Raw genomic sequence first — 25,185 nt, 5'->3', positions numbered from 1 at the left:
GAACATGAAAGTACTGATTTTAGATAACTACGATTCGTTTACCTATAACCTGGTTCATATTATCCGTGAGTTGGGTGGTGTAGAGTTAGATATTTTTAGAAATGACAAAATAGATATTAAGGAAGTGGAGAAGTATGATAAGATATTAATATCTCCAGGACCAGGCATACCTGATGAAGCGGGTATTTTGAAGCAAGTCGTAACTACCTACGGAGATCACAAAAGTATTCTTGGCGTGTGCTTAGGCCACCAGGGAATAGCAGAGGTATATGGTAGTGAACTTTTCAATATGCCAGAAGTAATGCACGGTATTTCTAGCACGATCACTGTGACAGATGCTGACGATTATATGTTTAAAGGTGTGCCTTCATCGTTTAAGGGATGTCATTACCATAGTTGGGCAGTGGTGCCTGAAAGCATCAGCGATCAGCTGAAGGTGACAGCCCTTGATGAAAGAGGAAACATTATGGCACTAAGCCACAAAGAATATGATGTGAAAGGTCTGCAGTTTCACCCTGAATCTATTTTGACGGAAAACGGTAAGCAAATGCTGGAAAACTGGCTAAGAAATTAACCTTCAACCTTAAACTCAAATAGTTAAAAATGAAAGATATTTTAAATAGACTGATAGAACATAAATCTCTGAGCCGGGAGGATGCTAAAAACATTCTTATGAAGCTGACGCAGGGAGAATATAATCAAAGTCAGATAGCCGCCTTTTTAACCGTATATATGATGAGGAGCATCACGGTAGATGAGCTTCAGGGCTTCAGAGATGCTATGTTAGAACTTTGTGTACCCGTGGAAATCTCTGAATATGATGCCATTGATTTATGTGGTACCGGAGGTGACGGTAAAGACACTTTTAATATAAGCACATTATCTTCTTTTGTAGTGGCAGGAGCTGGCCAAACGGTAGCTAAGCACGGTAATAATGGAGTTTCATCAGTATGTGGTTCATCAAACCTATTGGCTCATTTTGGGTATGAATTTACGAATGACATTGGCGAACTAAAAAGAAGTCTTGATGAAGCTAACATCTGCTTTTTGCACGCGCCTCTTTTTCACCCTGCCATGAAAAATGTAGCGCCGATAAGAAAAGATTTAGGGGTGAAAACATTCTTTAATATGCTGGGGCCGATGGTTAATCCATCATTTCCTAAGAAGCAGTTAGTAGGTGTTTTTAGCCTTGAGCTAGCTCGTCTTTACGGTTATCTCTATCAAAAAACAGATAAACAGTTTGTGATTCTTCACTCACTGCACGGGTACGATGAAATATCATTAACCGGCGGCTTTAAAGTGGTTTCGAATAACGGAGAAAGAGTGCTTTTCCCGTCAGATTTAGGTTTGCCGGTACTTAATCAATCAGACATTTACGGAGGTGAAACCATTGAGGAGGCAGCTAAGATTTTTAATGATGTACTTCATGGAAACGGCACACCACAGCAAGAGGCCGTGATTATTGCCAATGCAGGCATGGCTTTATATGCGGCGGATCAATCTGCCGGTATTGAAGCTAGCATGGATAAAGCAAAGGAATCTTTAAAATCAGGAAAAGCATTAGAAGCATTTAAAAAATTAGTCAACAAAACGAAAAGTTATACAACTCATTAAGTTATGAATATTTTAGAAGAAATTGTAGCGCATAAGCGCCAGGAGGTACAGGAGAAGAAAGATTTATTCCCGGTAAGATTATTAGAGAAGAGCATTTTTTATGAAACGCCAGCGGCTTCTTTAAGGAAGTACATCCGTAGAGCAGACAAATCAGGAGTTATAGCTGAGATCAAGAGAAAGTCACCTTCAAAAGGTATTATCAATGCCAACGTGTCTATAGAAAGAACGTCTATCGGATACATGCAGGCAGGAGCATCAGCGCTTTCAGTGCTTACTGATACGAAATTCTTTGGAGGTAAAAATGAGGACCTAACTACAGCTAGAAAATTCAATTTTTGCCCTATCCTAAGAAAGGATTTTATCATAGATGAGTATCAAATCATCGAGGCCAAATCAATTGGAGCAGACGCTATTCTTTTGATTGCCGCTGTTTTAACTCCTGAAGAGATAAAGACATTAGGGCAATTCGCTCATTCACTAGGAATGGAAGTGCTTTTAGAGGTTCACAATGAAGCTGAGCTGACCAGAAGCATCAACGAGCATGTAGATTTACTAGGTGTGAATAATAGAGACCTTACTTCATTCAAAGTAGATTTAAATACTTCTGTTACGCTGGCGTCCAAAATCCCATCTGAGTTTGTAAAAGTATCAGAAAGTGGTATTCATGAGCCTGAAGATATCGTAGAACTTAAAAAGCATGGCTTCGAAGGCTTTCTAATGGGCGAGAAGTTTATGAAAAACGGTAGACCGGAAAAATCAGCAGAAAGGTTCATTGAGAAACTAAGTGAAATAGATAAAGTGAACTATGCCAAAGCTTAAGGACATAAAACTTAAGGTTTGCGGTTTAAAGCACAATATCCAGGAGGTAGTGGCTCTTCAGCCAGACTATGTAGGATTTATTTTCTACCCAAAATCTCCCAGATATGTGGAGGATTTAACTCCTGAAGATGTTCAAACTATTCCTGATATCATCAAGAAAATAGGCGTCTTCGTAAATGAAGAGCTGGATAAGGTGCTGGATTTAGTTAAGCAATTTCAGCTAGACATTGTGCAACTGCATGGATATGAGTCTGTTGAGTATTGCGCTAAGCTAAAAGAACACGACATCACTATTATCAAGGTGTTTTCAGGAAATAATGAACTAGACTGGATGGAGTTTAAGGTGTATGAAGAAGTGGTAGATTACTTCTTATTCGACACCAGAACGGATCAATTTGGCGGTACAGGACATAGTTTTGACTGGTCAAGATTAGAGAAAGTTCATTTATCCAAACCGGTGTTCTTGAGTGGTGGAATCAATCTGGATAATGTAGAGCAGGTTTCTGATATCAAGAATGTGAACATCTATGCGATAGACGTGAACAGCAAGTTTGAAGTAAGCCCTGGGCTAAAAAATATTGAATTATTAAAACAGCTAAAAGATAAAATGCTATGCGATACAGTGTAGATGAAAATGGTTACTACGGTCAATTCGGTGGAGCCTATATTCCTGAGATGCTTTACCCAAATGTGGAAGAGCTAAGGGAGAACTACCTGGCTATCATGAACGATAGCGAGTTTAAGTCTGAATTTCATAAGCTATTGAAAGATTATGTAGGCAGACCTACGCCTCTCTACTATGCATCCCGATTATCGGAGCATTATGGAGCTAAAATTTACTTAAAGCGTGAAGATCTTTGCCATACCGGTGCCCACAAGGTGAATAACACTATTGGGCAAATCATCTTGGCGCAAAAATTAGGGAAGAAAAAGATCATTGCTGAAACAGGAGCAGGACAGCATGGTGTGGCTACGGCTACAGTTTGTGCCCTTATGGGAATGGAATGCATTGTTTACATGGGTGAAATTGACATGGCTCGTCAAAGACCGAATGTAGAGCGTATGAAGATTTTAGGAGCTGAAGTGATACCAGCCAAAAGTGGTAGTAAAACCCTGAAAGATGCTACTAACGAGGCTATGCGTCACTGGATCAGTCATCCTGTAGATACGCACTATATCATTGGTTCTGTGGTTGGTCCACATCCTTACCCTGATATGGTGGCGCGTTTTCAAAGTGTGATCAGCGATGAGATGAGAAAGCAGCTCAACGAAGCTGAAGGAACTGAGTTTCCTCACTATGTACTTGCTTGTGTAGGTGGAGGAAGTAACGCTGCCGGAGCTTTTTATCATTATCTGGATGAAGAAAAAGTGAAGCTGGTAGCTGTAGAAGCTGCTGGTAAAGGTGTAGACTCAGGTGAATCTGCGGCTACTTCTTATTTAGGTAAGCCAGGCGTACTTCACGGAAGTAAAACACTGCTTATGCAGACAGAAGATGGACAAGTGGTAGAACCATATTCAATTTCAGCCGGCCTTGATTACCCGGGTATTGGACCTATTCACGCTCATTTGTTTGACACGGGCCGAGTGAAGTTTGAAAATGCTACCGATGAAGAAGCCATGAAAGCAGGAGTGGAACTAAGTAAATTAGAAGGAATTATTCCAGCTATAGAATCCGCACACGCACTGGCAGCCCTTAAAAAGCTGCAGTTTAACTCTTCAGATATTGTTGTGGTAAACCTATCAGGAAGAGGAGATAAGGACTTGGAAACCTACATCAAATGGGGGCAATATTGATTCATTAGTATAGAGTAAATAGTAAATAGTAAAGGGATTGAGTATGAAAATAACCCAATAACCAATAACTATTAACTCAGTAACCAATAACCAATAACTATTAACTCAGTAACCAATAACCAATAACTCTAAGCATAAAACAATAAAGAAAAAGTGGAAACAACGACTATAAACAGAATAAATCAGCTCTTTCAAAACAAGAAAGATGTGCTCTCTGTGTATTATACAGCAGGCTTTCCTAAGCTTGATAATACCCTTGAGATAGCACAGAATCTTGAGAAGGCAGGCGCTGACATCATTGAGATAGGCATGCCGTTCTCAGATCCTGTGGCAGACGGACCTACCATTCAGGAAAGTAACAAAATAGCACTCGATAATGGCATGACCATTAAGCTACTTTTTGATCAGATCAAAAATATTAGAGAGAGTGTATCTATTCCAATTATACTTATGGGATATATTAACCCAGTGATTCAATTTGGTATAGAGAACTTTTGCAAAAGCTGCGAAGAGGTGGGCGTAGACGGACTAATCTTGCCAGATCTTCCTATGGCTGAATACATGGCTGTGTATAAAGAAAAATTTGAAGCTCACGGGCTGAAAAACGTATTCTTAATCACACCTCAGACTTCTGAAAGCCGAATTAAAGAGATCGATAATAATACCGATGGTTTCATCTACATGGTATCAAACGCCAGTACTACAGGAGCCAAAGGAGATTTTTCAGAGGAGCAGTTAGTGTATTTTGATAGAATCAAACAAATGAGCCTGGGTAATCCAACCTTGATTGGTTTTGGAATCTCAAATAACAGTACTTACTCGCAGGCTTGTGAGTATAGCAGTGGTGCTATTATCGGTAGCGCATTTATAAAGTTCCTTGGTAGCGAGGGCACATCAGAAGATAGTATTAAAAAATTTGTAAAGGATATTAAAGGTTAAGTTATGATTATCCAATTAGAAAAAGGCCTCTCAGAAGGTAACAAGCAAAGCATAATAGATAAAGTAGAGGCTTTAAAATACAAGACTACAGAAGTAAAAACGCAAAAAGGCGAATACATCATTGGTATCGGAAAGAAGGATTTTGATATCCGTGAGATTGGCCATATGAAAGGTATTTCTGATATCCACATCGTTTCTGACGCTAACATGTTGGTTTCAAGAAAGTGGAAAGTAAAGCCCACGGTAATTGACCTGGGTGATGGCGTAACAATCGAAGAAGGAGGAATGGCACTAATGGCGGGTCCTTGTTCTATAGAAGGAGAAGAACAGATAGAAAAAACCATTGCTCACCTAAAAGAGAATAATATTAAAATTATGCGTGGTGGTGTTTATAAGCCGAGAAGCTCACCATATTCTTTCCGTGGTTTGGGTAATGATGGTTTAAAAACCTGGTACAAACTGGCTAGAGAAGCTGGTATAAAGATCATCACCGAAGTAATGCAGGTGTCTCAAATAGAGGAGATGTATGACTATGTAGATATCTATCAGGTGGGCGCCAGAAACACACAGAACTTTAACTTATTAGATGAGTTGGGTAAAGTGGATAAGCCCGTGTTAATTAAGAGAGGTATCTCAGGAACTATTGAAGAGTTATTGGGTTCTGCGGAATATGTGTTTTCAGCTGGTAATGAGAACCTTATGCTTTGCGAAAGAGGAATCAGAACCTACGAGAGGGCCAGTAGAAATACCATGGATATCAACGCCATAGCTATTCTGAAAGAGAAGTCTCACCTGCCTGTTATCGCGGATCCTTCTCACGGTATTGGTATTAGAGATCATGTAGAGCCAGTGGCTTTAGCTTGTGTAATGGCCGGAGCCGACGGTGTAATTTACGAAACGCATGAAGTACCAGAAGAGGCATGGTCTGATGGTCAGCAAACTTTAAGCTTCAGAGAGTCTGAAAAGCTAATTAAAAAGCTGCGTAAGACGTTTGAGCTTAGAGAGAGCTTTTAAGTAAATAAATTTTCTGTTTGGTAATTTGAAAATTAATATTACTTTTACGGCCATATGAAAACCATGAACAACTATTATTACTACTACTATTACCGAATGATGAGTTTCGGAATGGGAGTTGTATGTTCATGACACACTAAGCATTAAATAACTGAATATACCAAGCCTGGTTCCGAAAGAGAACCAGGCTTTTTTATTTTTAACTAATTTTAAAACAATGGAAGCAATTACAAAATCTGAGCAAAGAGTTATCCCTACGTTGAAAGACATGCAGCAGGTATATGATCAGTATACCGCTGAGGATCAGCAAGTATGGCAGATTCTTTATGACCGTCAGATTGTAAACTTACCAAAAGCTGCTACAGTAGAGTTTTTGAAAGGACTTGACATAGTGAATTTTACTAACCAGCAAATTCCAAATTTCGAAGAAACCAATGTGATCTTAAGAGAAGCTACGGGTTGGGAATTGGTAGCTGTAGAGGGCATTGTGGATGATAAGTTGTTTTTTGAGCTTATGTCTAACAAGAAGTTTCCTGCTACTACCTGGTTAAGAACTATGGAAGAGTTAGATTACCTGGAAGAGCCAGATATGTTTCATGATGTATTTGCTCATGTGCCATTGCTTACTAATCAGGCTTTTGTAGATTATCTTCAGGCTCTAAGCAAAATAGGAGCTGAGCACGCTGGCGACCCTGTTGCTATAGAATTGCTTTCAAGAATTTACTGGTTCACAGTAGAGTTTGGTCTGATCAGAGAAGAGGCTGGCCTAAGAATATATGGTGCCGGAATCTTAAGTTCAGCTGGTGAAACCAAGTTTTCTCTAAGTGATGAACCGCAACATTTTGCTTACAATGTTGACCAAATTTTGGATACTCCATACAGAAAAGATACTTTTCAGGAAAAATACTTCATCATAGATTCTTACGATCAGTTGTACCATTCTATTGATGAGGTAGTAAGCAAATTAAACGAAAAGCTAAAAGCCCTTAAATAATAAATACCCATGATTATTTCTACCGCTGATAGGCTGGGACAGGTAAAAGAATATTACTTTTCTCAAAAGCTGGCTCAGGTGCGACAAATGCAATCCGAAGGCAAGAAGGTTCTTAACCTGGCCATAGGTAGCCCTGACTTAGCTCCGGCACAATCTGTTTTAAAGAAAGCTTCAGAAGAAATCTTTAAAGATGGTAATCATGGGTATCAATCATACCAAGGCTTGCCGGAGTTACGGCAAGCCATCAGCGAATGGCTTCAGCGGATTTTTTCTGTTGAGCTTAACCCTGCCAATGAAATATTGCCACTGATTGGCTCCAAAGAGGGTATTACTCATATCTCACTTGCGTTTCTAAATCCAGGAGATCAGGTGCTGGTTCCAGAGCTTTGCTACCCCGCTTACGGATCAGTAGCCGAAATGTGTGGCGCAGAGGTGATCCGCTTTCCTATAAAAGAAGATAGCTGGGAGCCCGATTGGCAGTTTTTGGATCAACTAGATTATTCGAAAGTCAAATTATTATGGCTCAATTATCCGCATATGCCTACTGGGCAGCCAGCCAGTAATGAGGTGCTAGCACGTTTTGTTAAGCTGGCTGCGGAGAAGAAAGTATTGCTTTGTCATGATAATCCTTATAGTCTTATCCTACCTTCTGGTAAACCCACTAGCATCTTTTCCATTCCAGGGGCTAAGGAGGTTGCTATTGAGCTCAACTCTATGAGTAAATCATTCAATATGGCTGGCTGGCGAATTGGCTGGGTAGCTGGTGCTAGTGATTATATTCAGGCCATTATTAAAATAAAGAGCAACGTTGATTCGGGTATGTTCAAGCCACTCATGTTAGCCGCAGTTGAGGCTTTAAAACTGGGTGATGATTGGTTCGATTCAGTAAATTCAATCTACAAAGAAAGAAGATTGAAGGTGCAGGAGATTATGGATAAACTTAATTGTACCTATAGCAAAAGCCAGCAGGGCATGTTTGTCTGGGCAAAGATATCTGAAAGTGAAAAAAGTGCGGAGGACCTGGTAGAAAGGCTTCTGCATGAAAAGCATATTTTCATTACGCCAGGATTTATATTTGGCGATAAGGGTAAAGAATATGTCAGAATTTCTCTCTGCAGTGACGTGGAGGTGTACAATGAAGCTTTAGCACGACTTTAAAATATGAAAATAGCATTAGTAGGAGTAGGTCTTATCGGTGGTTCTTTTGCACTAGCAGTAAAAAGAAGACGATTAAATGTGGAGGTAGTTGGTGTTGATAAAAACATTGATAACCTTGAAAAGGCTAAAGAATTAGGCATAATAGATCGATATGAAAGTCTTGAAGAAGCAGTAAATCAGGTGGATGTGGTCATCCTGGCCATCCCGGTAGATGCATTGACCAAGCTATTACCACAAGTGCTTGATTTAGTTAAAGATGATCAGCTTATCATTGATTTTGGCTCCACTAAAGAAGCTGTCTGCTTATCCGTGGCTGAGCATAAAAATAGAAAGTGTTTTGTTGCTGCCCACCCAATGGCAGGGACCGAGTATTCTGGTCCACAAGCTGCGTTTTCCACCTTGTTTGAAGATAAAATCATGATCCTCTGCGAGCAGGAGAGAAGTGGAGAGGTTCAACTCAACCTATTTCATGAAATCTGTAAGAATCTTGCCATGAAAGTGGTTAGTATGACGCCTAAAGATCATGATTTACATATTGCCTACGTAAGTCATTTGAGTCATATTTCTTCCTTTGCGCTTAGTACTACTGTACTTGAAAAGGAGAAGGACGAAAAGCACATTTTTGCCATGGCTGGCTCCGGCTTTGCCTCTACGGTAAGGTTGGCCAAAAGCTCACCGGAGATGTGGTCGCCAATTTTTGTTCAAAATCAGAATAACTTATCCGGAGCCTTGGAGACATATATAAAGCAGCTAAGTTCTTTTAAAGAGTTGCTGGATAAGAAGAACGCTGAAGAAATGAATGAATTTATGAAAGAGGCTAATAAGATAAGACCTATTATTGATGGGATTCGCTAGGAGGAACTAATGGTAACGTTACTGTGAAAGTTGTGAAAGTGTTTATCTTGCTTTGAACACTGATTGAGCCATTTAATCTATTTAGAGCTAGCTTGGTGAGGTAAAGACCTAGTCCGCTACCGTTGTTATTGTCATTAACCTTAACGAACATATCAAATATTTTGTCAAACTGATCTTCTTTCAAGCCAATACCAGAGTCAGATACCATAATTTTCAGACTCTCGGCTTCTTTGTAAGCTCGGATGTCAATAGAATGCTCATCCTGAGAAGATCTTCTATAAATAATGGCATTTTCAATGAGATTTGCAATTATGATACTCAATCGATAACTATCAGTCTTGATTGTTAAGTCCTTGTCAAAATCAAACTTGTATTTGATAACCCCTGCATCCTTTTCCAGATATTTAATGGACGTCCGGATAGAGCTGATGAGCGAGGCAAAGTCTACTTCTTCAATATTTAACTCAGTACTCATCAAGTCATGCACCTGAGTGAGTTTGGTAAGTGTAGACTTCATATTGTTGGCCGTGAAGTCTATGAGATCTATATAGTTTTTGCTGTTAGAGTCAGCCACTTCAAGTTTTGCGAGGGAAGTTAAACCACTTATTCTACTTATCGGCCCCTTTAAATCATGAGAGGCACGGTATATGAAATGATCAAGTTCTTTATTGGTTTTTTGGAGCTCTTCAAGCATACTTTTTATCCTGCTGGTTCGATCTTCTACCTCTTTTTCTAAATTATTATTAAGTTCCTGAAGGGCTAAATTAGCTTTGGAAGTTTCTCTCTGAGCCATACTAAGCTCCAGATTTTTACTTTGTATATTGTCTCGCTGTTCTTTGATTTGTTCAAATTGGGTCTCCAGCAGGCTTTTCTGCTTTTCGATTTCTTTTTTCTGACTTAAAACCTCAAACGTTCGATCAGCCACTACGAGCTTAAGCTTTTGACGCTGCATCCGTACTCGGAATGTATAAGCCAATATCATTCCCCAGATCAATAAACCAGCCAATAAAACATAGCCTATATATGCATACCATGTCCTGTACCATGGTGGAAGGATGGTGAATTCATAGGTGGCAATGCTACCTTCAAATTCATATATGTTTTTCGACTTAACATGGAATGTATATGTGCCCGGAGATAAGTTGCTGTATTCTTTTTTGTGCTCTGTACTCCACTTAGACCACCCCTTGTCATTGTTTTCCAGATAATAGCTATACTGGTTGTTTTCAGGAACTTCATAGAAGGCAGCGCTGTATTGAAAGGTGATGTTGTTTTCTGAATAAGTGAGAGTCGGCTTGAAATTATCTGGTTGATCTTTCAATATGGCTTTTACTTGTGCCGTATCCTTTGAGCTAAAATAACTTCCGTAGAAAATTGTAGAGTCATTCGTCGAAACTTGCCTTATCAGAGTATTATAAGGAATCTGGTAATCTTTTTTTATGTTTTCATTGAAGTAAAATAACCCGGCACTACCGGCGATCCATATTAGGCTGTCGTCTTGATAGATAGCGTCTATGGACATATTAGGAAGCCGTCTATACGGAATGGATACAGTTCTATATCCTGATTTAGTATTCTTTAACTGTATTAAAAATGTTCTATTTTCATCGTTTTTTGTTGACAGAATAAGGTCATTGGTTGTTGTTACTGTGACATTATTTATATCATAACCGTAATCGACAATTGAAGAATCTTTTAAAAACGTTGTTGTATTATTGTTGAATTGGTAAAATCCGTTGGAGCTAGTGAAATATTGCTTTTTATTCAGCTGTATTATTTGAATCTCATTTGTATCAGGCAATCCATCTGCTTCATTGTATTTTTGAATTTCATATGTGGAATCCAATGGGTTTTTAATTTGATATATTCCATCAAATTTTGAACTGATCCATAGATTGCCAAAATCATCTTCCATTATAGAATTGTACCTAGAGGGTGGAATATTAAAGGTTTTTTCTCCTAAGGTAGGTTGATCTATGTCCAACAAACTGACTCCTTTGGCATGACCAATAATTAATTTTTTGTTCTTGCTTATATAAAGTTTGGTGACTTTTATAAAATCTGATCTTTCTGTTAGCGCTTCATTTTGCATGAAATATAACCCGTCATCTGTTCCTATGATCAGTTGATCTTTATAAGTTATCAAATCCCAAATTGCTGTATTAAGGTCTGAGATTTTGTGAATTTGGTTGTTCTCTAGGAAGTAGAGTCCAATGCTGGTACCTATATATATTCTATTTTGGTAATTAATTATACTAAATATAGTGCACGATAAATCATCTAGAGGAAGAATTTTTTTAAATGGTGATGAGGTTTCTATTCTGGCTACCCCTTCTTGCATTGTGGACCATAGATTGTAATTGTTATCTATGGTTAAACCTTTAATGACAGAGCTTGATAGACCATTTTTTTCGTTAAGTGTAGAAACGTAATTAAAGTCCTTATCGATGAAAACAATTCCATTGCCTAAGGTGCCCAATGCATATTCAAATGGAAGGTGAAGGTTATTGGAATATGCTGTTGTATAGACAGGTCTTTTAATTTTTTCTAGATGTGAAGCTGATATTTTCTTTATGTTTCCCTTGTCATATTCAAAAAATCCGGATTCATGGGTTCCAACTAGAAGTTTGTTGCCTTTGGATGATAAGAAAATTATCTTATGCTGAACTAATTTTTCTGAATTGGGAAGCTTATTCATGTTTTTTGCTTTAATAGAATATATGCCATCATTTAATAGGGCATACACTTTATTGTTGACCTCAAAAAGATCACTAAAACTGCCATTTTCAGAAATCCAATGTATTAAATTACCATTCGAATATTTTACAATTAAGTTGTCAGAATAAAAGTACGCAGTGTCAAGTATGGTGAAGATTTTATAGAATGGACTCAAATTAATCTTGCTATTAATTTGATCCTTCAATGAGTGAAAAGAAAGAGCTCCCCTTTCATTAGGTGATAAAAAACCAAAATCATTTTGTAACCCTACATAGATTTTGTTTGATGAAGTACTAGCTATTGATAAGCAAGCTGAATTATTATTTATGGTCATTAATGACCATGTGTTTCCATCATAAGTGGTCACCCCATCATAATTGGCGAAAAATAATGTTCCAAGGCCAGTTTGAGTACAACCCCAGTTGGAAGGAGATGCATTATAAATTGTTTGGTTGAAATCATCTATTAAGAAATCACCCTGTGAATATAAATTTACGCTAAAGCTAAGTGTAAATATAATATAAAGCAGAATTGCTCTCTTTGATTGCTGTATTTGAATTGGTGAAATAGCATCCATCGGAATGGATGCTAAAATAACATTTCAGTACTAATATTAAAATTAGGTTATGAAGAATTAAGCTTTTTTAATGGATTTAATGTATTCTAAGGTATACTTTGAGGGTAAAGTATCATACCATTTTATAAGAGTTTCGCGACCTAAATAATCATAGATTAAGTTATACTGAGTTTCCAAAAGAGTTTTTGGGTCAATATTATTAGTCAGCTGATTTTCAGATTCGGAAGCTGGGTCGTGATGAATGAGCCTATTGAATTTATTAAAACAATATTTGTAATATGCTCGAGTATATAAGATAAATGTATGCCACATTTCATCTATAATGGTGAGAGGTTGATCTATAAAAAGAGAGAAATTTTGATCTTCTGCACTTTTTGAGGCCAGCCATAGCCATTTTTTAGTTTCATTGAAGATGTCTTGAGCTTCAGGGTATGATACATCGTATCTCTTCATAAAGCCTTCTAAAATGACTTTTTCATCTTCACAATCTAATGCTTTTTCAAGTGTCTTCATATGATTAGAGTTAAGATGCCTTCCTCATCAATTTAGTGAGAGGAAGGCAGTTAATATTATCCTAGTATATCACCGATTGCATAGCATTTACCTATAGTGCATGAAGGTGATTTAGTGCTTTTATTCTTTTCTAAAAGGTTAGAAATTAATTCTTCTCTTTTCATTTCGTTCTTTTCAACAGCTACAGTTTTCATTTCTTTAAAAGTTTAAATGGTTACAAAAATTGTTAATAACAATGCAATATTATGGCTGTTGATACCCTTAATCAATAAAAAATATCAGAATATTTTAAACATAAATAAATTATATTATAAAAATATTATATCCTCCGGAAATCAGATATATAATAGAAGTTAAAATGCAAATAATAATATTAGAAGATTTGGTGATATTTCACCTAGATGTAAGAAGGAAGTAATATTTTTTATAAAATTAAAAAATGAGTTGAATGATTTCTTCCAAAATTGAACTACCTCATGTTTAAACGGTTAACATGTGGCTATATTTTACATAAATTGTATATTTAATAAATTGTCTTAGAGTATGGAGAAATATGACTTGATAGTTATTGGAGCGGGGCCCTCAGGATATGCTGCGGCTATGAGAGCATTGGATTTTAAGAAGAAAGTTCTTCTTATAGAAAAACAGACTATCGGAGGAGCTGGGGTTTCAAATGGTGCATTATCATCAAAGACCTGGTGGGAAATCTCCAGAGATGTTCATTTAGTTAGCAGGCACCTGAGTAGGTTCAATCTTGAGATGCCTAATGCTGACTTTCAGGAGATAAAAAGAGAGGTTCAGAAGGCCGTTGATGAACGCAAGTCTATGCTCTTGGAGAATATTGAATCTCTAAAGGAGTCTCATTTAATAGATTATAAGTTAGGCGCAGCACATATTCTTACAGAACATGAAGTGCAAATATTGGGTCAGGGTAGTGAGGAGATTGTCTACGGTGAAAATATTATCATCGCCACAGGTAGTAGACCTCGTAAATTACCTAATATTCCAATAGATGAAGAGCATATCCTTACCAGCGATGGAATAGAAAAGCTGGAAGAGTTTCCAGAGAGTATGGTTATTCTTGGTGCTGGGGTGATAGGTTGTGAATTTGCGACTATATTTTCTGGCTTTGGTAAAACCAAAGTGCACCTGATAGATAAAGGTGATCATATTCTTCCATTTGAAGACAGCGATGTGGTTAGCGTAATTGAGCGAAACATGGAGAATAATGGTGTTCATATCCATAGAAACTCTCAGTTAGTGCGGATGGAGATAGTTAGAGGCAGAGTAGAATATGAGCTAGAATATACTGATGGATCCAATGAGGTTTTTAATGTGGAAAAAGCATTGGTGTCTGTAGGAAGGGTACCTAATTTCGATAATTTATGGAGTAATAACATCCATATTAACCTCAACCAAAGAGGAATAGATGATGACCAGACGCAAACCAGCGAATCTAATATATATGCAGTAGGAGATGTTACCGCTGATATAGCTTTGGTAAATGTAGGCGAATTGGAAGGCCGGTTTGCGGTAGAGCGCATTTTCGGAAACCCACAAAGAACATTGATGTATGAAAATATATCAACCATTATGTTCTTAAATCCTGAGGTGGCCGGAGTTGGTCTAAATGAAAAGCAGGCTATTGAAAAAGGCATCTCTTATAAAGTGGTTACACTGGATTATCGCTGTATCTCAAGAGCGATAGCAAAGAGAAATACTCAAGGCTTTATTAAACTTTTAGTCACTAATGATAGTGAAATGAAGGTGTTAGGCATGCGGGTAGTGGGTAATCAGGCATCCAGTGCCATTCAAGCCGTTGCTTTACTGATAAGTATGAATAAGGGGATAGAGGAATTAGCGGAATGTGTTCATCCGCATCCGTCCATTACAGAGGGCGTGCAGGAGTGCGCGAGAATGCTTATGGGAACGTCTTTATTCAAGCCTGAGGCTCTTAAAGGTCATTTAAGTGCCAAAGTACATGTTAATGGAGAATATGAAGATATTCTTTATTAAACAGGTAGCTGATCTTCTTCGCTTCGGCTAAGTCTAAGGTCTGCAGATATCTTTTTAGCCACTGGTCGTGTGGCATAAAACTTAAGCAGAATGATCAAAATCAAAGCCAGTATTACACTGTTGCCCAGGATATAGCTCACAATACAGGTAATTACACCTGGTATTTCAAGGAATGAGTCTCTCATAATAGATGCTGAAAAATAGGCATCTATTTTTTTCTCTAGCGGAAGGTGAAGCTTATTCTTTAAAGATTGGTTGTAGAATATGCTGCTTATGGGCAAGGTCACCACCATGGCAAGGAGCGGTAAGAAAATCAGATAATCGATAGTTTCGCCGGGTGCTACTGTGGGCCTTTGAAAGTTAATAGAAAAAAGGACTGCGGCTCCCAGAACTAATGGGAGCACTATTGTCCAGTGTATTAACGTTAATGTTTTTAACTTTTTAGCAATGCTAATGGATGTTGTGTTAGACGACATTTATGAAATGTTTGTGTAAACAGCCTGCACGTCATCATCATCTTCAATTTTATCGAGCATTTTTTCGATTTCTTCCAATTGTTCTTCAGAAAACTCCACAGGCGTAGTAGGAAAACGCTGTAGGTTAGCTTTTGTTACCTCAATGTTCAAACCGTCTAATGCAGATGATATAGTTCCGAAGTTAGTGTAGTCTCCATATACAAAAACTTTTTCATCTCTCTCTTCTATTTCTTCTATGCCAGCATCAATAAGCTCAAGCTCAAGCTCTTCCAGATCCATCTCATCTGTTTTGTCAAACTCGAATACGGCGTTTCTGTTAAACATAAATTCTAAAGAGCCAGTAGGTACTAAACCACCACCAGCTTTATTGAAGTATGATTTTACATTTGCAACGGTACGGGTAGTGTTATCTGTAGCACATTCTACAAATACCAATACACCATGAGGACCTTTTCCTTCATAGTTAACCTCTACATAGGCATCAGCATCTTTACCCTCGGCACGTTTAATGGCTGCATCTATGTTATCCTTCGGCATATTTTCAGCCTTCGCATTTTGGATAGCCGTTCTTAGCTTGGCGTTCATGTCGGGGTCGGTACCGCCTTCTTTAGCAGCCACCGTAATTGCCTTTGCTAGTTTTGGAAATAGTTTGGACATTTTGTCCCAGCGCTTTTCTTTCGCTGCTCTTCTATATTCAAATGCTCTTCCCATTGTGTAATAGTGTTTAGAAACGCGAAATTATAATATCCGCGCAAAATGAAGAAGAAAAATTATGTTTTTAAGGTTTATTAATACTGTATTAGCTGATTTCACTTTTCATTGGACAGTAAAATAAAGTCCTTTACTGGTTTATTCCCTAAATTTACGATTCTAAAAGATTAGAAATTCAAATAAGGCAAATATGAAATTAGATGTTTTGGCTTTTGCTGCCCATCCTGATGATACCGAATTAAGCTGTGCAGGAACTTTAGCTGCGCATGTGAAGCAAGGATATAAAGTTGGAGTAGTAGATTTCACCCGAGGTGAAATGGGAACCAGAGGAACAGCAGAAATTAGAGAAGTAGAAGCAGGTAATTCTGCCAAGATATTGGGTTTAAGCGTACGCGATAACCTGGGTTTTGAAGATGCTTTTTTTGTGAATGATAAATATCATCAGCTGGAAGTGGCCAAGGCTATGAGGAAGTACAGACCAGAGATAGTTCTGGCGAATGCCGTTACTGACAGGCATCCTGATCATGGAAAAGCAGCCAGACTGGTGGTAGATGCCTACTTTCTTGCCGGGCTGTCTAAAATAGAACTGACCGATGAGGAAGGTAACATATTAGAGCCATGGAGACCTAAATCTGTTTATCATTATATTCAGAGTGTTTATATTAAGCCTGACTTTGTAGTGGATGTGAGCGAGCATTGGGAAACTAAGATGGAAGCAGTAAGAGCTTTTAAATCTCAGTTCTTTGACCCCAACAGCACTGAGCCTGAAACTTACATCTCATCGCCAGAATTTATGAAGCTTTTGGAGGCCAGAGGTAAGGATTTAGGACACAGTGTGGGCGCTGCTTATGGAGAAGGATTCACAATCAACCGTCACTTAGGAGTGAAGAACTTGTTTAATCTGTTATAATTGTTCGTATGTCTATAAGTGTAACTACACCTGCATTATTATTTCCAGCTATCTCATTATTGCTTTTGGCCTATACGAATAGGTTTTTGGCCATTGCATCATTGATAAGAAGTTTGAACGTAAGGGTGAAGGAAGATCCTAATAAGGAAACTTATGGGCAGATAAAAAATTTAAGAAGGCGTCTTCGGCTTATAAAAAATATGCAGATCACAGGCGTCTTCAGTTTCTTCTTATGTGTGCTAAGTATGTTTATGCTTTTTCAGGATAAGCAGGAGTGGGGCAGCTATATTTTCGGCACAAGTATGATCTGCCTACTTGTATCCTTAGGTATATCTATGATAGAACTCCAGATCAGTACAAAAGCACTTAATCTGGAGCTTAGTGATATGGAAATTAAATAGTTAGCGCTGTTTAAGACTATCTATTTCTGCTGATTCGGGCATCTCAAACATTTCATCCGCAAAATCTTCATGCCTGAATGATACATTTTGAAATTCTGTCTTATACCTGATATCTCCCAGTGTATCAGCTTCATATTTATAGCCAGTAATGGCCGATGGTACTAGTAAACCATTTGCTTTCTGCCAATCATACTTTAAAGCGTTAAAATTATTGTGTTTTTCACCGCTGAAGTAGGTCACTGTATATAAAAGTAGCTTTAACTGATGAGTCTCCTGATCAAAAAGTCCAATGTATTCGTCATTAGAGGCATCACCAACACCACCTTGATATGAAATCTTCAATGCGTCATAAGTAATAGAATCTAAGGTTCTGGTTCCTAGTTCCTCATATTGGATCCCTGGATCGGCGAATACAAAAGGTATGGAGAAGAAGTAGAACAGGAGATTATGATAAAAGCGAGGCGACATTTCTCCAAAGGCTTCTTTATTAGGAGCCACCCAAACATTTTCACCATCCATTCCAAGCTTATAATTGTCAGACTCTATCAGCACCTTTCGCGAATATAGGTCGATTGATTGGCGCTCCCTTTTTTCACCCCCTAAGGTAGAGACAGCCTCATATTGTAACGAGCCGTAATACTTCCATTTATCAAGGCCGCCATGTGCTTCCAGTACCTTAGACAAAAGGTCTGGATATTCCATCTTGGGTTCAGAATCTGTTATATTGTTGTCCTTGTTGTCTTCCTTACTTGGTGCTGAGCAGGAGATGATTAACAGAGCAAGGATTGCAGTTTTTATTCTATTCATATTGATTAGTTTAAGCTGCAATATTAATGTTTGAACATGAGTATTTATGTCAACTAAGTGACATTACTCTTCCACCGGCGTTAATTCGTATAGTTCCGCATTTTTCTTAGGCTGGATATTCTTTCCAGCATGCTCGGCATAGACCTTTGTGAAGGTGGCGCCATAGTACATGATCATCGAGCAATAAAAGATAAACAGCAATAAGACCATTATGGATGCCGAGGTGCCAAAAATGTCATTAATGTTATCCGTAACCAGGAAATGGCCAAGGACATACTTACCAATGTTAAACAAGACAGCCGTAAAAGCGCCGCCATAGATAGCTATTTTTCCATTTAGCTTGGCATCTGGTAAGTATTTAAATAAGATAGCAAACCACAGTGTTACCGTGGATAATGAGAGCAAGTAGCTGATTATCATGACTATGAATGCATCAACTTCAGGTATAAGCTGGTCCAGGTAGTTTCTAAGCATAGCTACGGATGCATCAGCTACCAGAGATCCAAAGAATAGTACACCACTTACAAGTATTAAAATGAATGATATGAGCCTCTGAGTCAGGTTGTATTTAAACTTCTTGCCAGACTTAGTTCTGATATTCCAGATACGATTAAGAGCCTGCCTGATAACGTGAAATAGGGTGGTAGAAACAAAAATCAAGAACACGCTGCCACCTATGGCAATCCATGTGCTGCTGGCCTTGTTTCTGAAATTTTGAACTATGTTGTGAATCTGCTGAGCGGTGCCATCTCCAAAGTACTTTTCTATTTCGTCGAAAAGATGCTCAGATAGCATTTCTTGTTTGAAATATATACTCAGGAAGCCAACCAGAATAATAATGATTGGAGGTAAGCTGAATACTGTGAAGAATGCGGTTGAAGACCCTAATAGTAAAGGCTGATTCCTTTTGAAATCATTAAAGGCCATTACCATCATTTTAAAGAGGTTTCGAAGGGTTTTCATCATAAGGAGCACTATAAACAAAGAATCAAAGCTATAGCAAATTTCTCTATAATCTATTCCACTAGTATAAAATCGTGCTTTTAATATAAATGTTTTACTTAGGCTTGAGAAATTATGCCTATCGTTTCATGGCTTGCTTTTTGAGATCATCGGGCATCTTTTCGATTGCATAGCGCAGTGCTGTTCTCGGCATGATGTCTTTATGCTTCATAACAAATTTAAACACCTCATTTTCATGATGTTTGGTCTGTACTTTAAGTAACCAACCATAACCTTTTTGCACCATGTCATCATCACTTTCTAAAAGCGTTTTGGCTATTTCAAAAGATTCATTTAGAAAATACCCCTTTCTGGCTGGTATTATTAATGAAACGGCAGAGGCTCTTTGTGCCCAACGATGATCCATTTTACTCCATTGCATTACAGTATCTAAGCATTGGGGAAATTGCAATAGAAGAGTGCCTACTGTGTGGTTACAGAATGTGTCACAGGTAGCCCAGTTGTCTATATATTGTGTAATCCACTTTTCAAAGATTTTTAAATCAGAAGCCTCAAATTTTTTCTTTGGAATCAAAGACCAGTGGCATGCCACGATGCCCTCTTCAAAAATCTGAGATTTCCATAGTTCTTCGCAGAGGCTAAATATTTCCGATTTTGGGAGGTGCTTAAGTTCGGCATTGTATGGCTTAATGAGCGTCTTTAAAACGGGGAGTTTTATGCCATAAGCCTTAATTTCATTTTTGAAAAATCGTTGGCTTGAGGCCTTTATTTTTTCATTACTGTTATCAGTTAATGTGGAGCGAAGAAGCTCTAAGATTTCTAGCATAAGGGCAATTTACGAGAACTAGAAATAATGTAGGCTGAAAGGTTGAAATTAACTTTTGGAAAATCTGGATAGTAAGGGCATGCTCCTTAGCAATTGAATTGTCCCTAAAACTATCGGAGCAAGTGCTATAAGTCCTGCATTTCCGGCCCAAATACATACTCCCGCAGTAAACCACAGACCTCCGAAGAAAAGGTCTCTTTTTATTTGCTTTGATTTAGCGGTTTCTAATGTGGTAGCTACATGAGATGAGACTGTTTCTGCATGTGTGGCTGGTAGACCTTCAGATTTGAGATTGTGACTCACCTGATGAACACTCATATTGTCCTGCAGCATAAGATGTGCTGCATAGCAGTATATGTGCTCCGTAGTTTGATGTTTTATTTTCTGGTGAGTTACCGACATTTATTCCGATTTAAATGTTGATACGCTGATAAAAGAATAGGTAAACGGTTTTACACCTTCATTGATATTATTCAATGATAATTTTGGATTTCTTTAGATGTTAAGTAAATTGATTACGGCTGTTGGGTTGGGAAATCTTTAATGCATCTCTCATGAAATACTTCCTGTTGTTTCTCTCGTTGGTAGCCATTGTGGCGTGCACCAGAACAAATTCTGTAGATCACTTAGCATCTAATAATAGAAAACCTCTTTCTAAGGCCCAAATAAGGCGAATAGGAGGCGGCACTGACTCTGTAGTTTTGAGTACGTCTTTGGCGATGGTTAATTTTGGCTATGCCAGAAACATCGGAGAATATTTTGACAAACGTCTTAAATTTTACAAGCTGGATCAACCTAATTTGAAAATTCATCAAGCACCGGTTTCCGGGCTGGTAATGTGCTTTATTGATTCTACCCTAGCAAAGATTAGATATGAGGTAGATGAGGAAGTAGGTAGTTATTTGCTAGACTCACTGGGCATGTCAAAATTTAAAGCTTTGGATGATGTGAGTAAGGAGATGGTGAAGAAAAGGAAGATTTACGATAAATATTGCAGGTGCCTTAACCCTGAACTTAAGAATTATGAACTCATATGGAGAGATGAATCTTCAGTTTCTCGTTATAAGGTGAAAACCTATGATAGCGCCAATGTCAAGTATTATTTTTCTCAAGAGATGTACGGCTATAAAAATAAGGTGAGAGAATTAGAGCGCGTTTATCAGATCATCGACAAGAATATGCCTGTATTGGATGACTTAGACTAAAGGTTGCCCCTTTTTAGAGACAACCTTCTTAATCATATAGTTTAATTTTCCATTTTCACTATTCTCATAGTGTGCGTTTCGCCACCTTGAGTTAATTTAATTACATAAAGTCCACTTATAAAGTCCTCGCCAAATTCAATGGCTTGTCCTGGGTCTACCTTATTTTTATATACTAATTTTCCATTCAAATTAACCACTTGTATCTGACTTACACCTTCATAATTTGAGTTCAGCTTAAAGCTGTTTTTGGAAGGATTAGGATATACTTTAAAGGGAGAATTGATCCCGGAATCTAAACTCTCACTTCCTAAATTGCTTCCTTTTTTAGCCAATGTCTCGGCGGGTAACACGGGTGTTTTAACCAATAGCAGATCGCCATCAGGAACACCTCCACCAGATTGGGTAAAGTCATAAATTTTTGTGAAAGTATATTCTGGTGTCAGACTCATTTTGAAAATGGTACCCATTGAATTATTTCCTCCCTTTGATGTCATGCCGTAAAAGTGTTGATCATCAGGGTTGAAGGTTAATGAACCTAAGGGATGGGCTCCATCGGTTACACTTAAGTGTCTCAATATGACATAGGAGCTGCCGTCGGTAGTAATTTTAAAAATGGTGCCATTACCATACTGTCCTCCTCCCTCAGTCATACCATAGAGTATGCCATTAACCATCGTTAAGTTACCAAATACTGTTTTTCCTAGGACTGAATTATAATCTGCAAAACTTCGAATTACCTGATAATCAGATCCATCTGGTCTTATTTTATATATACGGCCATCACCCTTTGTTGTCATTCCATATATAAATCCATCTTCGCCATCAGTAAGGCCTCCTTTGGGATACCCGGTTCCATTTTCGAAAGTATGTAGCACTTCCAGATCAGTTCCATTAGGTTTTATTCTGTAAATGGTGCCCTGATTTCCTGACCCATCTACATGGTTCGTGCCGTATAGGTAGTCACCATATTCCAATAGTCGTCCTATTGGAAATCTTCCAGGATTTAAATCACCATCATATCCAAAAGTGAAGGTATGTAAAAATGAGGTAGTGGGAGAGGAGCTTCCATCGGTGGCAAATTTTCTAATAGCCCCGCGTTCTGATTTTGCTTTAGAATCAATTAAGTATATTTGGTCGTCAGACATTATACTTATTTCGCCAGACATATGAATGTCAAGATTTTCATATAAGGCGGTTGAATTTAATGTGTAGCTATCAAAACTAATGATATCACCCCCATTACCCCCATTAATTATTTCATAATATTCATTTGGATTTCGGTATGCGGTGTTCATGGTAAGAGCGTAAATTTTACCACTTTTGTCTATCACAGGACTGCTGGTAAACTGCTCGCCAGCAAAAGTTGCAGAAGTATCTGCGGCACATTCTGTATCATAAATTTTTGCGAAGCCGGTTCCATCTGGTGAAATACTGAAAACTGTACCCCCTAGATTACTAAAGCATGGATTATCGCCACCTGAAGTAGTCACACCCCATAATCTTGTAACATATTGATTTGCAAGAGTAAATGTAGTGATGTCTCCGAAAGAAGAAATGTCCGTACTTACTCTTGTATAATATGGCGTGTTTGTAGATAGCCCATTAATACTGAAGCTGGTAGTAGAACTGGTACCTGACCAGACAATGTCTTCAAATGTTTCTGATTCACTGATTTCTAAGTAATACTCAGAAGCACCAAAAACAGACTTGACCATAACGGATAGCTCACTACCCTCTAAAATATATGTAGAACTATCAGATGGGAGGGTTACTTGACTTGTAACCTCAGGTGATGGCATGCGAGTGAAGTAAATGGTAGGTGTCCCACCAGAGAGTACCACACTGAAATCAGACCCATCTTTCTTAATTTTGTAGGCAACAGCACCAGAATCACCACCTTTCACAGAGCCAAAAAGATAGTCTCCAACCAAAGTAAGTTCATGATAAGGCTCACTGTATGGAGAACCATCGAAATGATAAATAATGCTGAAGTCAGATCCATCGTTTCTTATTTTGAATATAACACCTTCACCGTACATTCCACCTTCTGGGGTAGATCCGTATAAGAAGCCGTCACCACCATCAGCTAATCCTGCAGTTGGCAATTGTCCATCATTTCCATTAAATTCATGCAATTTTTGATAGTTAGTGCCATCAGGGAGGACTTTGAAAATAACTCCTTTATTATTTGCACCGCCAATGTTAGTGGTGCTGTATAAGTAGCCGTCATCTCCCTCTATTAGAGCGCCTAAAGGTACTTTTCCATCAGCTGTGGTAAATTTATAGGTGGTCTCGGTCCATGATATGCCATTTTTAAATTTAAACATATATCCTCTGCTCTCACTCCGGTCATGACCTTCGGTCATAGCTATGATTTCTCCCGAACTGGTTTGTAGTATTCCTCCTACTGATTTGAAGTGATAGGGGGATAAAGTATTATCTTCATAGCCTGTGCCATCAGTTTTTATCTTATAAAGCATGGCGTTAGGGCCCCCTACGTTTAAGGTGGCCGCATAAATATATCCATCGTCAGCGTGCGCTATGTTGATTGAAATGCTTTGGGCATATTCTTGCAGTCTGATAAGCTCTGGTTGATCATTTGTGATTTTGAAAATGGCCCCAAAATCCTCAAAGCCTATACCCCCTTCTCTGGTAACTCCGTAAACCACATTATCGGACCCTTTGATTAAACGCATAACATTATTGCCCACAGGCTCACTATTGTAAAATCTTTCAATATTAAAAAAGTCAGATTCTTCAGAGGTAAATATATCATCTAATGATATGGAGAATAAACCGCGCTCCAACGCATCTGGTGTTTTTGTAAATGAGCCATAGACTGAATTTCCTATAACAAAAATCTTATCCTGAAGTCTAATTGAATCAAGATCATTTGCTATAGTTTCATTCTGATCAGTACTCATGGAATATCTAAAAAATGTTGCCTGATCATTGAAGTTTAGGGAGTAGATGTACCCATCTTTTTCAACCAGATTTGATTGTGTCTTTGACGCAAATGTGGGCTCTTTAATTATTCTCATTCCACTACCGTCGGCGTTGGTGCGGAAAATGCCTACCTTATCATCGTCAGATTGAATGCTTCCATAGATGCTGCCATCGGAAGCAATGAATAGGGACTTAGTTAAATCTTCATGTATTGACTCAACTCTAAAATGATGAGTAACTACAAATTCACTTCCATCCTTCTCCATTCTATAAAGGGTACCAAGGTTGTAAGCACCACCACTACTTGTTGCTCCAAGCAGTCGACCATCTTCTAGGATTGCAAGTTTTAAAGTTGGATCTTGTCCTTCCAGAGTTTGATTAAAAGTATGGAGAGTTTGTACATCAGAGCCATCTTTATTTATGCTTAGTACCACAGAAGCCTCCTCACTAACTGCGGTGCAATAAAACTTGCCATCTTTGCCGTCCGTGATTGTCTTTAAGTCAATTTCTTCACTGGAAAACACAGTTTCAACATCTGTGCTGGTAAACTTGACTATTAAAGATTGACCACTCCAGGCTGTTCCCATGGCATAAAATGAACCATCATAATCTTGCAGAAAATCATAGACCCTAAAATCTGCAGTGCTGATTATTCTTTTTGATTGCTTTGACGAAGGATCATACCTATAGAGGACATCGGCATACCTGGTATTAAGAATGCCATAGATTAATCCATCATTACCTGCAATGGTTTTTTCATTACGTCCGACTAAGTTGCTTAATACAACGGTATAATCTGAGCCGTCTTCATTCATATGGAAAAGTGAGCCATATTGGACTCCCCATATTTTTTCTTGGGCGATTGCTCTGTGAGTTAAGAAACTCGCCATTAATAAAAAAAGCCAACAAAATTTTTTCATAATAACATT

The 25,185-nt window shown here is 38.2% G+C and carries 24 protein-coding genes; 14 read left to right on the top strand and 10 right to left on the bottom strand.

The features are described 5' to 3' along the window. Window positions 1–4 precede the first annotated feature (4 nt). From LVD16_RS22615 to LVD16_RS22570, 10 genes are all read left to right on the top strand, one after another. On the top strand, window positions 5–574 hold the full coding sequence (locus LVD16_RS22615; RefSeq protein ID WP_233770570.1) for an anthranilate synthase component II: 570 nt from the start codon (window positions 5–7) through the stop codon (window positions 572–574). Between the two features lie 29 nt (window positions 575–603). After that, entirely contained in the window at window positions 604–1,614 is a 1,011-nt protein-coding gene (gene trpD / locus LVD16_RS22610; protein ID WP_233770569.1) for an anthranilate phosphoribosyltransferase, read from the top strand. Window positions 1,615–1,617: 3 nt separating this feature from the next. Next, window positions 1,618–2,433: an indole-3-glycerol phosphate synthase TrpC gene (trpC, locus tag LVD16_RS22605; RefSeq protein ID WP_233770568.1), complete on the top strand. Its 816-nt coding sequence runs from the start codon at window positions 1,618–1,620 to the stop codon at window positions 2,431–2,433. Continuing rightward, on the top strand, window positions 2,420–3,061 hold the full coding sequence (locus LVD16_RS22600) for a phosphoribosylanthranilate isomerase (RefSeq protein WP_233770567.1): 642 nt from the start codon (window positions 2,420–2,422) through the stop codon (window positions 3,059–3,061). Before trpC ends, LVD16_RS22600 begins: the two co-directional genes overlap by 14 nt. Then, window positions 3,046–4,227, top strand: coding sequence for a tryptophan synthase subunit beta (gene trpB, locus LVD16_RS22595; protein ID WP_233770566.1), 1,182 nt, complete (start codon window positions 3,046–3,048; stop codon window positions 4,225–4,227). Before LVD16_RS22600 ends, trpB begins: the two co-directional genes overlap by 16 nt. Window positions 4,228–4,380: 153 nt before the next feature. Next, window positions 4,381–5,166: a tryptophan synthase subunit alpha gene (gene trpA / locus LVD16_RS22590; protein ID WP_370687621.1), complete on the top strand. Its 786-nt coding sequence runs from the start codon at window positions 4,381–4,383 to the stop codon at window positions 5,164–5,166. A 3-nt stretch (window positions 5,167–5,169) separates the two neighbouring features. Then, window positions 5,170–6,180 (top strand): 3-deoxy-7-phosphoheptulonate synthase, encoded by a 1,011-nt coding sequence (gene aroF, locus LVD16_RS22585; RefSeq protein WP_233770565.1) that lies wholly within the window; start codon window positions 5,170–5,172, stop codon window positions 6,178–6,180. 217 nt (window positions 6,181–6,397) lie between these two features. Continuing rightward, a complete protein-coding gene (gene phhA, locus LVD16_RS22580; protein ID WP_233770564.1) occupies window positions 6,398–7,174 on the top strand; it encodes a phenylalanine 4-monooxygenase in 777 nt (258 codons plus the stop codon). A gap of 9 nt (window positions 7,175–7,183) precedes the next feature. Then, window positions 7,184–8,332, top strand: a complete 1,149-nt coding sequence (locus LVD16_RS22575; protein WP_233770563.1) for a pyridoxal phosphate-dependent aminotransferase — start codon at window positions 7,184–7,186, stop codon at window positions 8,330–8,332. Between the two features lie 3 nt (window positions 8,333–8,335). Further along, window positions 8,336–9,187 carry a prephenate dehydrogenase gene (locus LVD16_RS22570; RefSeq protein ID WP_233770562.1) on the top strand — a complete coding sequence of 284 codons (852 nt, stop codon included), beginning with the start codon at window positions 8,336–8,338 and terminating at the stop codon, window positions 9,185–9,187. On the opposite strand, the gene LVD16_RS22565 is transcribed toward LVD16_RS22570, so the two are convergent. Genes LVD16_RS22565 through LVD16_RS22555 form a run of 3 tightly spaced genes read right to left on the bottom strand, consistent with a single transcriptional unit; the run spans window position 9,168 to window position 13,189 of the window. Further along, the gene (locus tag LVD16_RS22565; RefSeq protein ID WP_233770561.1) at window positions 9,168–12,482 is read right to left on the bottom strand and encodes an ATP-binding protein; all 3,315 of its coding nucleotides are present in this window, start codon (window positions 12,480–12,482) and stop codon (window positions 9,168–9,170) included. The genes LVD16_RS22570 and LVD16_RS22565 overlap by 20 nt on opposite strands. A 57-nt stretch (window positions 12,483–12,539) precedes the next feature. Further along, window positions 12,540–12,995 carry a UCP032817 domain-containing protein gene (locus tag LVD16_RS22560; protein WP_233770560.1) on the bottom strand — a complete coding sequence of 152 codons (456 nt, stop codon included), beginning with the start codon at window positions 12,993–12,995 and terminating at the stop codon, window positions 12,540–12,542. Between the two features lie 56 nt (window positions 12,996–13,051). Next, a complete protein-coding gene (locus LVD16_RS22555) occupies window positions 13,052–13,189 on the bottom strand; it encodes a hypothetical protein (protein ID WP_233770559.1) in 138 nt (45 codons plus the stop codon). Between the two features lie 349 nt (window positions 13,190–13,538). Here LVD16_RS22555 and LVD16_RS22550 point away from each other — a divergent pair, with 349 nt between their 5' ends. Continuing rightward, complete coding sequence (locus tag LVD16_RS22550; RefSeq protein ID WP_233770558.1) at window positions 13,539–15,011, top strand: dihydrolipoyl dehydrogenase family protein; 1,473 nt, start codon at window positions 13,539–13,541, stop codon at window positions 15,009–15,011. Here LVD16_RS22550 and LVD16_RS22545 read toward each other — a convergent pair. Both LVD16_RS22545 and LVD16_RS22540 read right to left on the bottom strand, forming a co-directional pair. Next, on the bottom strand, window positions 15,008–15,487 hold the full coding sequence (locus LVD16_RS22545; protein ID WP_233770557.1) for a hypothetical protein: 480 nt from the start codon (window positions 15,485–15,487) through the stop codon (window positions 15,008–15,010). The genes LVD16_RS22550 and LVD16_RS22545 overlap by 4 nt on opposite strands. Further along, window positions 15,488–16,198: a YebC/PmpR family DNA-binding transcriptional regulator gene (locus LVD16_RS22540; protein ID WP_233770556.1), complete on the bottom strand. Its 711-nt coding sequence runs from the start codon at window positions 16,196–16,198 to the stop codon at window positions 15,488–15,490. Between the two features lie 190 nt (window positions 16,199–16,388). Here LVD16_RS22540 and bshB1 point away from each other — a divergent pair, with 190 nt between their 5' ends. Both bshB1 and LVD16_RS22530 read left to right on the top strand, forming a co-directional pair. Next, complete coding sequence (gene bshB1 / locus LVD16_RS22535; protein ID WP_233770555.1) at window positions 16,389–17,108, top strand: bacillithiol biosynthesis deacetylase BshB1; 720 nt, start codon at window positions 16,389–16,391, stop codon at window positions 17,106–17,108. 8 nt (window positions 17,109–17,116) lie between these two features. Next, window positions 17,117–17,509 carry a DUF2721 domain-containing protein gene (locus LVD16_RS22530; protein WP_233770554.1) on the top strand — a complete coding sequence of 131 codons (393 nt, stop codon included), beginning with the start codon at window positions 17,117–17,119 and terminating at the stop codon, window positions 17,507–17,509. On the opposite strand, the gene LVD16_RS22525 is transcribed toward LVD16_RS22530, so the two are convergent. The 4 genes from LVD16_RS22525 to LVD16_RS22510 form a co-directional block, all read right to left on the bottom strand. Beyond that, on the bottom strand, window positions 17,510–18,316 hold the full coding sequence (locus LVD16_RS22525; protein WP_233770553.1) for a DUF6503 family protein: 807 nt from the start codon (window positions 18,314–18,316) through the stop codon (window positions 17,510–17,512). A gap of 63 nt (window positions 18,317–18,379) precedes the next feature. Continuing rightward, window positions 18,380–19,282, bottom strand: a complete 903-nt coding sequence (locus tag LVD16_RS22520) for a YihY/virulence factor BrkB family protein (RefSeq protein WP_233770552.1) — start codon at window positions 19,280–19,282, stop codon at window positions 18,380–18,382. 115 nt (window positions 19,283–19,397) lie between these two features. Continuing rightward, on the bottom strand, window positions 19,398–20,105 hold the full coding sequence (locus LVD16_RS22515; protein ID WP_233770551.1) for a DNA alkylation repair protein: 708 nt from the start codon (window positions 20,103–20,105) through the stop codon (window positions 19,398–19,400). A 48-nt stretch (window positions 20,106–20,153) separates the two neighbouring features. Then, window positions 20,154–20,507 (bottom strand): hypothetical protein, encoded by a 354-nt coding sequence (locus tag LVD16_RS22510; RefSeq protein ID WP_233770550.1) that lies wholly within the window; start codon window positions 20,505–20,507, stop codon window positions 20,154–20,156. Window positions 20,508–20,659: 152 nt separating this feature from the next. Here LVD16_RS22510 and LVD16_RS22505 point away from each other — a divergent pair, with 152 nt between their 5' ends. Beyond that, a complete protein-coding gene (locus LVD16_RS22505) occupies window positions 20,660–21,310 on the top strand; it encodes a hypothetical protein (RefSeq protein ID WP_233770549.1) in 651 nt (216 codons plus the stop codon). A gap of 41 nt (window positions 21,311–21,351) precedes the next feature. On the opposite strand, the gene LVD16_RS22500 is transcribed toward LVD16_RS22505, so the two are convergent. Further along, complete coding sequence (locus LVD16_RS22500) at window positions 21,352–25,176, bottom strand: choice-of-anchor tandem repeat GloVer-containing protein (protein ID WP_233770548.1); 3,825 nt, start codon at window positions 25,174–25,176, stop codon at window positions 21,352–21,354. Window positions 25,177–25,185 lie beyond the last annotated feature (9 nt).

This window comes from Fulvivirga ligni (assembly GCF_021389935.1).
Lineage (GTDB): Bacteria > Bacteroidota > Bacteroidia > Cytophagales > Cyclobacteriaceae > Fulvivirga > Fulvivirga ligni.
The sequence above is the reverse complement of the archived record's forward strand: the minus strand, read 5'-3'. Positions and strand labels throughout refer to the sequence as shown.